Annotated in this window: 11 protein-coding genes; 2 read left to right on the forward strand and 9 right to left on the reverse strand. The window is 71.5% G+C overall.

Going from position 1 to position 11713, the window contains the following annotated elements; all coding sequences use genetic code 11:
• Window positions 1-23 precede the first annotated feature (23 nt).
• A complete protein-coding gene (locus tag WFH23_RS10805) occupies window positions 24-1484 on the reverse strand; it encodes a PfkB family carbohydrate kinase (RefSeq protein WP_336662507.1) in 1461 nt (486 codons plus the stop codon).
• Window positions 1485-1606: 122 nt separating this feature from the next.
• On the opposite strand from WFH23_RS10805, the gene WFH23_RS10810 reads away from it, so the two are divergent.
• The gene (locus tag WFH23_RS10810) at window positions 1607-2785 is read left to right on the forward strand and encodes a glycosyltransferase family 9 protein (RefSeq protein ID WP_336662508.1); all 1179 of its coding nucleotides are present in this window, start codon (window positions 1607-1609) and stop codon (window positions 2783-2785) included.
• 26 nt (window positions 2786-2811) lie between these two features.
• Here the strand turns inward: WFH23_RS10810 and WFH23_RS10815 are convergent, their stop codons facing one another.
• The 7 genes from WFH23_RS10815 to WFH23_RS10845 all read right to left on the reverse strand — a co-directional run bounded on the left by WFH23_RS10815 (window position 2812) and on the right by WFH23_RS10845 (window position 9472).
• Window positions 2812-3522 (reverse strand): SDR family oxidoreductase, encoded by a 711-nt coding sequence (locus tag WFH23_RS10815; RefSeq protein WP_200331427.1) that lies wholly within the window; start codon window positions 3520-3522, stop codon window positions 2812-2814.
• 66 nt (window positions 3523-3588) lie between these two features.
• Window positions 3589-4944, reverse strand: coding sequence for a D-glycero-beta-D-manno-heptose 1-phosphate adenylyltransferase (rfaE2, locus tag WFH23_RS10820; RefSeq protein WP_336662509.1), 1356 nt, complete (start codon window positions 4942-4944; stop codon window positions 3589-3591).
• Complete coding sequence (locus WFH23_RS10825; RefSeq protein WP_200331431.1) at window positions 4941-5564, reverse strand: D-sedoheptulose-7-phosphate isomerase; 624 nt, start codon at window positions 5562-5564, stop codon at window positions 4941-4943. The genes rfaE2 and WFH23_RS10825 overlap by 4 nt, the downstream gene beginning before the upstream one ends.
• Window positions 5561-6829 carry a glycosyltransferase gene (locus WFH23_RS10830; RefSeq protein WP_336662510.1) on the reverse strand — a complete coding sequence of 423 codons (1269 nt, stop codon included), beginning with the start codon at window positions 6827-6829 and terminating at the stop codon, window positions 5561-5563. Before WFH23_RS10830 ends, WFH23_RS10825 begins: the two co-directional genes overlap by 4 nt.
• Window positions 6826-7833 (reverse strand): glycosyltransferase, encoded by a 1008-nt coding sequence (locus tag WFH23_RS10835; RefSeq protein ID WP_336662511.1) that lies wholly within the window; start codon window positions 7831-7833, stop codon window positions 6826-6828. Before WFH23_RS10835 ends, WFH23_RS10830 begins: the two co-directional genes overlap by 4 nt.
• Entirely contained in the window at window positions 7830-8927 is a 1098-nt protein-coding gene (locus WFH23_RS10840; RefSeq protein WP_336662512.1) for a glycosyltransferase family 9 protein, read from the reverse strand. Before WFH23_RS10840 ends, WFH23_RS10835 begins: the two co-directional genes overlap by 4 nt.
• Complete coding sequence (locus tag WFH23_RS10845) at window positions 8924-9472, reverse strand: HAD-IIIA family hydrolase (RefSeq protein WP_176698362.1); 549 nt, start codon at window positions 9470-9472, stop codon at window positions 8924-8926. The genes WFH23_RS10840 and WFH23_RS10845 overlap by 4 nt, the downstream gene beginning before the upstream one ends.
• A gap of 142 nt (window positions 9473-9614) precedes the next feature.
• On the opposite strand from WFH23_RS10845, the gene WFH23_RS10850 reads away from it, so the two are divergent.
• Window positions 9615-10712 (forward strand): glycosyltransferase family 9 protein, encoded by a 1098-nt coding sequence (locus tag WFH23_RS10850; protein WP_336662513.1) that lies wholly within the window; start codon window positions 9615-9617, stop codon window positions 10710-10712.
• Here WFH23_RS10850 and WFH23_RS10855 read toward each other — a convergent pair.
• On the reverse strand, window positions 10644-11486 hold the full coding sequence (locus WFH23_RS10855; RefSeq protein ID WP_336662514.1) for a sigma-70 family RNA polymerase sigma factor: 843 nt from the start codon (window positions 11484-11486) through the stop codon (window positions 10644-10646). The genes WFH23_RS10850 and WFH23_RS10855 overlap by 69 nt on opposite strands.
• Between the last annotated feature and the right edge of the window lie 227 nt (window positions 11487-11713).

Consider the following 11713-nt stretch of genomic DNA (forward strand, 5'->3'; position numbering starts at 1 on the left):
AGCATTCCTCCGTTCCAACATGGTCATGCTTCGGCCGTCGTACGCAGCCGGTCGATGAGTTCGGTGGTCGAATGATCGGGGACGTAATCGAGGATCACGACCTCCCCGCCCATGCGACGCATCTCCGCGGCCTCCTCCAGCATCTCGGGAGTGTAATCGCCGCCTTTCGCATACACGTCCGGGCGCAGCTCGCGGATGGTCGCGCACGCCGTCTCATCGTCGAACACCGTGACGTAGTCGACGCAGGACAGCTCTGACAGCACATTCGCCCGGTCCCGGATGCCGTTCACCGGCCGCCCAGGGCCCTTCACGCGTCGCGCGGAATCGTCGCTGTTCAACGCGACGACGAGCACATCACCGAGACGACGGGCCTGCTTCAACGACGCCGTGTGCCCACGGTGGAGCACGTCGAAGCATCCGTTCGTGAACACGATGCGCGCTCCGGCGTTGCGATGCGCGTCCAGGCGCCGTGCGAGTTCTGCGACGGAGATCTGCGGATCCGGTGCCGCCGTCGCACGGAGTTCGAGCTCGTCGAGGGAGCACCGGCAGGTGCCCGTGCGCTCGACGGCGATGTCTGCGGCGAGCTGTGCGAGGTCGACGGCAGCGGAGAGCTCGCAATCAGCTGCGCGTGCGACGGCGAGGGCGGAGACGAACACGTCGCCCGCTCCCGACGCCTGCTGCTCCGGGGCCGCGTGGGCCCGCGTTCGATGCGGCCGGGCGCCGTCCGTCAGCAGCACGGTGCCCGTTCGGTCGAGCGTGACCACCACCGACCGGGCCCCGCTCCGGCTGCGGAGAGCCTCGCCCGCATCGATGGCCGCCCCGACGCGTGCCTCACCCGCGCCCAGCGGCCTGCCGAGCAGCCGCTCGGTCTCGCCGGCGTTCGGGGTGATCACGTCGGGCCGGAGCGCGGACCAGCGCGCAGGGTCGTGCGCGTCGATGATGAGGAGCGCCGCTCGCGGCAGCTCGGCGAGTTCGGCGATCATCGCGTCGTCGAGCAGGGCCGCGCCGTAGTCGCAGATCACGAGTGCATCGCACTGGGTCACCGCCTCGCGCAACTCGGCAACGAGCCGGTGCCGCACGCGTGCCGGCCACGGTTCGCGCTGCGTGTCGTCGAGTCTGAGGAGCACATGATCCGCGACCGACACGCGCGCCTTCGTCGTGGTGCGCGCTCCGTCGACGCACTGCAGCGCGGAGACGTCGACGTGCGCGTCGCGCAGGCCCTCCCGGAGGCGATCGCCGGGCTCGTCCGCGCCGATGGCGCCGAAGGCCAGCACGTCCGCCCCGAGCGCGGCCAGATTGCGCGCCGTGTTCGCGGCGCCGCCGGGAAGGTCTCGGGCGCCGGCCAGTTCGACGACGGGCGCTGGAGCCTCGCGAGCGACGCGGTCGACGGTGCCGTGCCACCATCGATCGAGCAAGAAATCGCCGAGCACCGCGATGCGGGGCCGGCGCGCCCGAATGCGAGCGATGCTGTCGAGCGTGTTCATCACGACCGCCTTTCCTGGGGAACGATGACCGGTCCGTTTGAAACCGGGGCGAAGCGGGCAGAAGAAGAGCAGGCGCGTTGCGCGCCGGATACCGGACACGTCATCGCGAGATGGAGGAACACATGCCGCACGACCCGTACCGCACCTCGGAGGGCGCCGACCACGCTGCAGGGCCAGCGGTGATCCCGAGGAGACCGATCGTCGGTGCGCTGCGCGAGAAGATCGACGGGGTGCGGAAGATCGCAGTGCTGCGCGGCGGCGGTATCGGGGATCTGCTGTTCGCGCTCCCGGCCATCACGGCCCTCGCGTCCGCCTACCCGGAAGCCGAGATCACGCTGCTCGGCACGCCGGCGGCGCGACTGCTCGACGGCCGCGTCGGCGCACCGCACCGCATCGTGCGGCTGCCCGTGGCGGAGGGCGTTTACGAACCGAGCGGGGCACCGGTCGACCCGGAGGCGCTGCGATGCTTCATCGCCGAGCAGCGCGGAGCGGGCTACGACCTCGCCGCTCAGATGCACGGAGGAGGCCGCTTCTCGAATCCGTTCGTGGCCGGTCTCGGCGCCCGGTGCACGATCGGCACGCGCACCGATGATGCGCTCGCGCTCGAGCGGTCGCTGCCGTACGTCTACTACCAGCACGAGGTGATGCGATGGCTCGAGGTCGCCGCGCTGGCGGGCGCTGCCCCCGTCGATCTCGAACCGCGTGTGATCGTCGCGCCCGAAGGGGTGGAGCTCGGCCGAGCCCGCCTGGGCGAAGCCGACGGCCCGATCGTGGTCGTGCACCCCGGGGCGACCGATCCGCGGCGCCGCTGGCCCGTCGAACGCTTCGGCGCGGTCGCGGCGGAGCTGTCGCGCTCCGGCGCGGGGGTCGCGGTGATCGGCGACGCCTCCGAGCAGCGGCTCGCGGACGACTTCGTCCGTGCGGCTGTCGCAGCCGGAGCTGCTGCCGCACCGCTGAATCTCGCGGGGAAGCTCTCGTTCGACGAACTTCCCGGTGTGCTCGCCTCGGCCGACCTCTGCCTGGCCAACGACAGCGGCCCCCGGCACCTCGCCCAGGCGGTCGGAACGTCGACCGCGTCGGTCTTCTGGTCCGGAAACCTGCTCAACGCCGGCCCGATGGGGCGGGGGGAGCACCGGGTGCAGCTGTCGTGGACCACGAACTGCCCGGTGTGCGGCCGCGACAGCACCCAGGTGGGATGGACGGCGCCGAGATGCGAGCACGATGACTCGTTCGTCGCCGATGTCAGCACGGAAGCGGTGCTGGCCGACGCCCGAGCACTGCTCGCGGAGCGCGCGCGCTGAGGGTCGCGCGCGCTCCGGCCACCGGGCTACGGCCATGACGGCTCGTCCTCCGGTGCGATCACGAGCTCGCGAACCTCGGATCGCGGTGGCTGCTGCAGGGCGAAGAGCACGGCTCTGGCGACGTTGGCCGGATCGTTGAGTTGCGCGTCGGCAGCCGGCCGGTACTGCTCGGGTCGATCGTCGAAGAATGACGTCTGCATCCCGGCGGGAATCAACGTGGTCACGCCGAGACGACCCGCGGTCTCTGCGGCGAGCGCTCGCGAGAAGCCGAGCACCCCGAACTTCGAGGCGCAATAGGCCGTCGCCTCGGGGAGCGCGCGGAGTGCGAGCGAAGACGCGATCGTCACGACGCGGCCGTGGACGCGCTCGAGGTGCGGCAGCGCCGCGCGGACCGTCGATACGGTGCCGAGCAGATTCACGCCGATCACGCGCTCCCACTCGGTCGCGTCCACGTCTTCGAGCCGACCGCACCGGTCGATGCCGGCGGCGGTGACGACGGCGTCGATGCCGCCGAGCTCTTCGGCGATGGCGGCGACGGCGTACTCCACCTGCGCGCGGTCGGAGACGTCGGCCGCCTGCGCGACCGCGCGATCGTGCCAGGCGCTGACGTCGAGATCGATGATGGCCGGGGTGCCTCCCGCCTCAGCGACGGCGTGCGCCACGGCGGCGCCGAGCCCGGAACTCCCGCCGGTGATGAGGACGCGGCCGAGCGGGGAGGGAGTGGTGGAGAGGGTCATCGAGGGTCCTTTCTCAGGTGGGACGAGGTGAGCAGTGCGCGACGCAGGGCCGCGCGGGTGATCGTGTCAGCCGACGCGGGCGATGGCCTCAGCAAGGGCCGTGGTCGACCGGCCGAGATGATAGGGGAGCGTGAGGACCCGCCCGCCCCAGGACTCGACGAGCGCGGCTTCGGGGAGGGCCTGGGCGCTGTAGTCGCCGCCTTTGACCCAGACGTCGGGCCGCAGGCGGTCGAGCACGGCCTGGGGGTCGTCCTCGGTGAACACCACGACAGCGTCGACGCAGCTCAGCGCCGTCAGCAGCTCCACCCGATCGTGCTCGCTGATGAGCGGACGCTCATCGCCCTTGAGACGGCGGACCGATTCGTCGGAGTTCAGGCACACGATCAGGCAGTCTCCGAGTCCGCGCGCGGCTGCGAGCGTGCGCACATGCCCCGCGTGCAGCAGATCGAAGCATCCGCCCGTCGCGACGACGGTGCCGCCCGAACTCCGCACCTGCTCGGCGATCGCGAAGGCGTCGGCGCCCGCAGTACGAGCACGTGGAAGCCCGGTTGCGCCCAGCGCTGCGACGCCTCCCGACGACAGGAAATCGCCGGCGGCGTCGACCGCGCTCCGCACCGCGTCGGGGAGGGAGTCGCCGGCGGCGAGGGCGAGGAGTGCCGAGGCGGCGAAACGATCTCCGGCTCCGCAGGCGTCGGCGGCGTCGACGGGACGTGCGGGGATGAGGGCCGGAGCGTGATCGGCGTCGAGCAGCAGCGCGCCTTCCGAGCCGAGCGTGACGACGACCGCCGCGCACCCCCAGCGCTCTCGCAGGCGCGCGGCGGCACCGCCTGCAGACGCGGCGTCGGCGGAGGTGCCGGCGGCCTTCGCAGCCTCTGAGAGGTTGGGCGTCACGAGGCTCGCAGAGGGAACCGGATCGGCGCCCCGCGGATGCGGGTCCCAGACGAGCGGTACGCGCGACCCCCGTCGATGCAGGGCGACCCGGATTTCAGGGTGCGCCGTGAGCGCGCGGCCGTAGTCGGAGACGATGATCGCGTCCGCCTCGCCGATGGCGCCGAGCATCTCCCGGGTGATGTGGGGCAGCACGGGATCGCCGCAGCCGTCGTCGATGCGGGCGACGGGCTGGCCGGCCGCTCGCAGTCGCGTCTTCACCGGGGTGGGGGCTGGCAGCAGCCCGGCGACCAGGTGGATGCCGTCGAGGTGGGCGCGGAGCCGCTCCGCCGGTTCGTCCGAGGAGAGCGCGGTCACGAGCGTGACGTCGTGCCCGTCGTGCTGCAGCATGCGTGCGACGAGCCCTGCGCCCCCTGCGCGGGAGCGGCGCGTCTGCACGTCGACCACCGGGACCGGGGCGTCGGGTTGGAAGCGTTCCGCGACGCCGTCGATGTCCTCGTCGAGGAGCGTGTCTCCGACAATGACGATCTTCATGATTGGGGCTCCGTTCCCACGCAGGCGTCGAACACTTCGCACATCGCATGGATCGCCGCGAGCTGGCACTCCTGCACATGGGGTGACGCGCCGTCCAAGCAGATCGCATCGTCGCAGAGGCGCGCCAGTGGATTCGGTCCCGGCCCGGTGAGCGCCCAGCTCGTCGCGCCCGACTCCTCTGCCGCGCGCGCGGCCTCGAGCAGGTTCGGGCTGCCTCCGCTGGTCGAGAGCAGCAGCACGATGTCTCCGGCTCTTGCGTGCGCCCGCACCTGACGTGCGAACACCTGGTCGAATCCGTAGTCGTTGCCGATCGCGGTGATGCTCGACGTCTCCGCGTGCAGCGAGATCGCAGAGTAGGCGGCGCGGTCATCGCGATAGCGACCGACGAGCTCAGCGGTGAGGTGCTGAGCCTCGGCGGCCGAGCCGCCGTTGCCGCCGACCAGCAGGCGTCTGCCCGCGCGGAGTCGGGTCGCGAGCTCGACGCCCCATGCCTCGAGGTGGGTCGCGTGCCGGCGAGCCTGCGCGAGAGCTTGCGCGAGCGCGTCGAAGTGGTCGGTGACGGCGTTCGCCGTCGATCGCTCGGCGGCGATCGGCGCCTGGGTGAGCGTTGGGGTGGTCATAGTGCGGCCTCCGCGAATTGTGCGCTCGAAGCGCGGTCGGTGCGTTGTCTGGTGTGCTGCAGTGCGCGTTCGTAGATGCGCTCGGTGCGAGCGGCGACGCGCTCCCAGCTGTATCTGGCTTCGACGCGCATGCGCCCCGCCGCCCCGAGCGTCGCGGCGAAGGCGGGATCGGCACGGAGCCGGGCGAATGCATCGGCGACGGCCGGTGCGTCTTGCGGCGGCACGAGCAGCCCGGTCACTCCGTCGACCACCGTGTCTCCCAGGCCGCCGACGTTCGCGGCGACGACCGGTGTGCCGCAGGCCATGCTCTCGAGGGGAACGATGCCGAACGGCTCGTACCAGGGGGTGCAGACGACGGCGTCGGCCTCGCGGATCAGTGCCGGGACGTCATCGCGCGGCACGCGGCCCAGGAATCGCACCTGATCCGAGACGCCGAGTGATTCGGCGAGCGCCGTGAGGCGGACCGTCTCGGCGTCGGGTCCGGATTCGCCAGCGGGCGCATCCCCGGTCCCGACGATGTGCAGCTCGACGTCGTCGATTCCCTGCTCATGCAGCAGACTGACTGCGCGGATGGCGATGTCGACGCCCTTCCGCGGGACGAGACGCCCGAGACTGAGCACGCGGAAGGTCGCTCCTCGAGCGGCGGCGCGGCCGGTGTTCTGGAACATGCCGAGGTCGACGCCGCACGGAGCGATCTCGATGCGGTCTTCCGGGACGCCGAGGAGCCGCAGTTCTGCGACCTCGTCCGGGCACGTGGCGATCACTGTAGCTGCACGCTGGCCCACGAGCGGCTCGAGCCGCGCGCGTTCGGCCGGGCTCGTATCGGCAGCGCCCTGGTACCGTCGCTTCACCGAGCCGAGCGCATGAAAGGTGTGCAGCACTGGCGGATGGCCCGTGCCCCGCTCGGCTGCGGCGTCGAGGGCGGCGATGCCCGACATCCAGAAGTGACTGTGCACGACGTCGGGGCGGTCGAAGCGCCACGCAGCTGCGAGCCCGGCTGAGAGGGCCGGGAGGTGCGGGAGGAGGTCGTCCTTCGGCACGTGGCGCTGCGGGCCCGCGGTGAGATGCACGACTTCGACTCCCGGGCACAGGGGCACGCGCGTCGGGGTGGTCGGGTCATCCCTGCGCGTGAACACGGTGACCCGGTGGCCGCGCTCCGCGAGCGCCCGTGACAGCGCGGCGACGTGCACGTTCTGGCCGCCGGCGTCCACGCTGCCCGGGGTGGCGAGGGGATTGGCGTGCTCGGACACCATGGCGATCTTCACGATGAAGCTCCTTCGGTGATCAGGTGGGGGGCGTCTACGCGCGCCCGGGCGCGACGGGTGTGGGCATCACGGGTGTCGGCCAGGACCGCGTCCCAGTCATCCAGGAAGCGTCGGAGGCCGTACCGCGCGATCGCGGCTTCTCGCGCGACGGCACCACGTCGATGCGCCTCGTCGGGATCGAGGAGCAGCAGGTCGGCGGTCGCGACCAGTTCTGCCGGATCCGCCGAGCGGGCCCCGGCCTCGGGCGGCACGGCGCGCGCAGCTTCGGTGGCGTCGAGCACGAGCACCGGCATGCCGAGGAACATCGCCTCGAGCAACGAGAGTCCGAGGGATGTCCACCGCATCGGATGCACGTAGGCCCGACGCTGGGCGAGTTCTGCGTGCAGTCGCTCCGTCGGCAGATCTCCGACGACGCGGAGACGGTCCGGCCCCAGATCGAGTGCGGCCGGCAGACGGTCGGTGGCGATCCCGAAGCAGTCCAGCCGCCCGGCACTCGCGAATGCGGGCAGCAGGTCGGTGCCCGTGACTCGCCCGCGCCGCACTGGTTCGTTGATCACGACGCCGAGCGCTTCGACGGCGCCCGTGTACTGCTGACCCGGGTCGGGGATGCCGTGCTCGATGACGACCGTCGGTGCCGAGCCGCAGTCCCAGATGAGGCGGTTGAAGTGCGTGACGTGCACGACCGGGATGTCGGTGCGATCGCTCAGGAAGTGGCGCTCTGCCACCGGCGAGCGCTTCGGGGTGTTGTGCTCGACGAACACGGCCGGAACGTCTCGGCCGGGGCGCCGCCCGAGCAGCGACTCGGCCCACTCGAGCTCTTCGATGCGCTGCAGCACGACGAGGTCGACGTCGACGCCGGCGAGTTCGGCCGCCTCGATTCGACGGGCGTGCGGGGGGAGCGGCGGCATGTCGCGCCCAGGCTCCGCCGGCACGAGATACTCGTGCGAACCGCTCAGGAACGCCTGCATCCAGCCGCCGTGCAGGTACCACACCAAAATCTTCATCGTCGTCCTTCCTGTACGCCCTGCGCGCGCGGAACTGCGCGCGCGGGCTGTGCGTGATGAGCGCGATCTCGGACGCGTCCGAGTGGTTCGAGCTCCTCGATCGCCGCGAGCACCGCTGCAGGTGCCACACCGGCGAGGCAGGGGTGCCCCGCGACGGGGCAGTCACGGGCGCGCGAATCCTTGCAGGGTGCGAGCTGGTCGCCCAGCAGCCGCACGGGGACTCCGTACGGCGCCCATTTCACGGCTGGGACCACCGGTGAGAACAGGCTCACCACGGGAGTGCCGACCGCAGCTGCCAGATGCGCCGGTCCGCTGTTTCCCGATACCAGCACGTCCGCACCCGCGAGCACGCCTGCCAGCTCCAGCGTCGAGCACGCTCCCGCGAGGTCGATCGCCTCCGGCGCCTCCGCGCGGATGCGTCCGGTGAGATCCGCCTCCCCGGCGCTCCCCGTCAGCACCACCTGACGTCCGGTCTGGCCGAGCAGCCGAGCGAGGCGTGCGAAGTGGAGAACGGGCCACCGCCTGGCCGCCACCGCTGCGCCGGCATGCAGCGCGACGTACGGCGCGCCGCCTGTGAGCGCCCGGGTGTCAGGCGTCGGCACGACCGCGAGACGCCCGTCGTCCATGCTCGGGTACCCGGCGGCCTCCGCGATCGCGAGAGCGCGCTCCGGCTCAGGGATGTCTTCGCGAAGATCCTCACCGGGGCGCAGTCGCACGTCGAGCAAGGACCCGGGGTGGTCGACGGAGGCGCCCGTGATGCGTTCCACTCCCGCAAGTCGCAGCAGGAGCGCCAGGGGGAGCGGCGACTGGTGGAACGAGGTGAGAATGACCGCCTCTGCGGCGCCGGTATCGCGCACGCTCGCGATGAGCTGCTCGGCGTGCTCCCGGCTCACCTCGCGCCAGGGCTCCGAGATCCACGGCGCCTCCCAGACGATGGTGCGGCTGACGCCCGGCAGCAGAGCCGCTCCGCCGGCACCCAACGGCCCGCACAGCATGACGACCTCTGCCTGGTGCGCGACAGCGCGAACCGCCGGGCCCGAGATGAGCACGTCGCCCATGCTGTCGAGCCTGGCGACGAGCACCGGCGCGCTCATCGATCCGCTCCCGACCTGCTGCCGAGCGCGATCTCCACCGCTTCCGCGATCGTCTCGGCGACCGTCGTCGCGTCGTCGCGCTCCTGCTGCAGCGTGAGACGAGTCGGTACGAGGATGCCGCGCGCACCCGCAGCCTCTGCCGCATCCACGTCGGCGCCAATATCGCCGATCATCACGACGTTCTCAGCAGCCACCCCGAGCTCAGCGGCAGCCGACACGATCATTCCCGGCCTCGGCTTGCGGCAGTCGCACGCGTCGCGCGGGGCGTGCGGGCAGATGCGCCAGACGTCGAACGGGCCGAGCAACTGCTCGACGCGTTCGTTCACGCGACGCACCTGTTCCTCGCTCAGCAGCCCGCGAGCGATGCCCGACTGATTGCTGATGACGCCGACGGGAATCCCGGCCGCCCGCACCCGATCGACCGCGGCGCGGGCCGACGGCATCGGGCGCACGGCCTCGGGGTCGCCGTTGTACGGAACGTCGACGATGAGGGTGTCATCGCGATCGAACAGCACGGCGTGCACGGGTACTGCGGGTTCAGTCATACCTCCCTCATTCCCCGAAGGAGCAGGAGTAAACGCAGAGCCCGACCCCTTGCGCCGCGCCCCAGTCTGCGGTAGTCCAGTGGTGGGTGCTCTGCGCAGACGAGGCGATCTCGGGGCGGGGCGCACGAGAGGGGAACCACATATGACTCGACGGCATCGTCCTGTGCTGCTCGTACTGCGAACGCTCAAACTGGGAGACCTGCTCGTCGCGGTTCCTGCGCTCCGCGCTCTCCGACGCGCGTTTCCGGAGCATCGGATCGTGCTCGCGGCGCCCGGCTGGCTGTCGCCGATCGTCAGACTCGTCGACGCCGTCGATGAACTCCTCCCGACACCCGGCCTCGATGATCCGCTGCCGCTCGAACCCGGCAGCGTCGATATCGCGGTGAACCTGCACGGGAACGGGCCGGAGAGCCGGGCGGTCATCGACGCGCTCGAACCGCGTCGGCGCATCGTGCACCGTTTGCCGGATGACCCCGTCATCTACGACGAGGCGGCGCCAGCCTGGGTGGACGGGATGCTCGAACGGGAGCGCTGGGTGCGCCTGGTCTCGGCCTTCGGGGCGGCGGGAGACCCGGATGAGGTGCGCATCGCGGTGCCGGAGGCGGTGCCGCCCGTGACGGGAGCGGTCGTCGTGCACGTCGGCGCGTTCTACGGTTCGCGGCAGTGGCCCGTCGACCGCTTCGCCGAGGTGGCGCGGGCCCTGCGTGCGGACGGGCGCCGCGTCGTCGTGACGGGCGATGAGCGGGACCGTCCGCGGGCCGTCGCCGTCGCCGAGGCGGCCGGGTTGACGGATGACGATGTGCTCGCCGGGAGGATCGGCCTGGCTGAATTCGCGGCGGTCATCGCGCGCGCGCCGCTCGTCGTGACGGCCGACACTGGAGCGGGTCATCTCGCCTCCGCGTACGGGGTGCCGTCGGTGGTGATCTTCGGCCCTGCGCCGCCGGAGGAGTGGCGGCCGCCTCCCGGCCCGCACGTGGTGCTGACCGACGCCGCGGTGCGCAGGGGCGAAGCATTCGCCACGGAGCCGGATCCCGCGCTCCTCGCGGTGACGGCCGAAGCCGTCGTCTCGGCGGCGCGCGGCGTCATGCTCCCGCCCGAGCCTCGGTCGACGCTCGATGCTGCGCCCTCCGCCGGTTCCGCGGCGGAACCAGGAGCCCGGCGCGCGGCGGCGTCAGGCGCGAGCGACGTCGGTGTTGAGCGCAGCTCGCAAGCGCTGCAAGATGCTCGCCAGGAGTCGTGACACCTGCATCTGGCTGACGCCGCACTCGAGCGCGATCTCGGATTGGGTGAGCTGCTCCTCGAATCGCAACCGTACGATGCGACGCTCCTCCGAGGTGAGGGTGCGCGTCGCTCGTTCCAGCGTCAGCGCGAGATCGGTTCTCGCGTACTCGGACTCCCGATAGGGCAGGGAGTCCGCGAGCGTGAGGTCCTCCGAGCCGCCGGGGATGGGAGTGTGCAGCGAGATCGCCTGACGGGCGGAGTGGCACTGCACCGCTTCGGCCACCAGCGCCAGTGGGCGGTGCAGCACTTCGGCGAGCTCCGCCACCCGGGGCGCGCGCCCGAGTTCCTGCTCGAGTACTTCGCGCACCGCAGGCACCTCGATCGCGAGCTCCTGGAGACGTCGCGGGGGCCTCACGAACCACGACGTGTCGCGCAGATACTGCTTGATCTCCCCGGCGATGGTGGGCACGGCGAACGATACGAGGTCGTCTCCGAGATCCGGGTCGAAGCGCTCGACGGCCTTCGCGAGCCCGATGCACGCGACCTGGCGGAGATCTGCCGCATCCTGCTGGCGCACGCGGTATCGGCGCGCGATGGAGTGCGCCAGATCGAGATATTCGACCACGACCCGCTGATGCAATCGCCGACGCCCTGCAGGGTCGGCCCGCCGCGCAGCGGCGAGGAGGGCGATCGCGTGCGCGTTGCGCGCAGCGTCTGCTGCTGCTCGGTCGGCGCGTCCGCCCGGAGCGACGGGTGCAGGGGATGCTGCGAACGCCGGGTTCGGTGCGAGCATGGGCCTCCTCCAATGAGAGCGGTCGGTGGTGAGTGACCGACGCGGTGTGCCGGGCGCACGCGGTGCGGCCCGAACGGGTACAGCTACCGCTCCAGGATCGCCACGGGTCCCAGCGACGGGCAGCGCCTTGCATCCGAGCCGAACTTCACCTAACATCGGCCGCCCGCGCCTCGACGGGTGCGAGGATGCGGCGGACGGCACGAGGCCGCGCCCTGTCAAGGGCCTGC

The organism is Leucobacter sp. USHLN154 (assembly GCF_037145595.1).
GTDB lineage: Bacteria > Actinomycetota > Actinomycetes > Actinomycetales > Microbacteriaceae > Leucobacter > Leucobacter alluvii.

Excerpts from the sequence above, each read along its gene's own strand:
- WFH23_RS10805 (WP_336662507.1), bottom strand. The coding sequence starts at position 1,484 with ATGAACACGCTCGACAGCATCGCTCGCATTCGGGCGCGCCGGCCCCGC.
- WFH23_RS10810 (WP_336662508.1), top strand. The coding sequence starts at position 1,607 with ATGCCGCACGACCCGTACCGCACCTCGGAGGGCGCCGACCACGCTGCA.
- WFH23_RS10815 (WP_200331427.1), bottom strand. The coding sequence starts at position 3,522 with ATGACCCTCTCCACCACTCCCTCCCCGCTCGGCCGCGTCCTCATCACC.
- rfaE2 (WP_336662509.1), bottom strand. The coding sequence starts at position 4,944 with ATGAAGATCGTCATTGTCGGAGACACGCTCCTCGACGAGGACATCGAC.
- WFH23_RS10825 (WP_200331431.1), bottom strand. The coding sequence starts at position 5,564 with ATGACCACCCCAACGCTCACCCAGGCGCCGATCGCCGCCGAGCGATCG.
- WFH23_RS10835 (WP_336662511.1), bottom strand. The coding sequence starts at position 7,833 with ATGAAGATTTTGGTGTGGTACCTGCACGGCGGCTGGATGCAGGCGTTC.
- WFH23_RS10840 (WP_336662512.1), bottom strand. The coding sequence starts at position 8,927 with ATGAGCGCGCCGGTGCTCGTCGCCAGGCTCGACAGCATGGGCGACGTG.
- WFH23_RS10845 (WP_176698362.1), bottom strand. The coding sequence starts at position 9,472 with ATGACTGAACCCGCAGTACCCGTGCACGCCGTGCTGTTCGATCGCGAT.
- WFH23_RS10850 (WP_336662513.1), top strand. The coding sequence starts at position 9,615 with ATGACTCGACGGCATCGTCCTGTGCTGCTCGTACTGCGAACGCTCAAA.
- WFH23_RS10855 (WP_336662514.1), bottom strand. The coding sequence starts at position 11,486 with ATGCTCGCACCGAACCCGGCGTTCGCAGCATCCCCTGCACCCGTCGCT.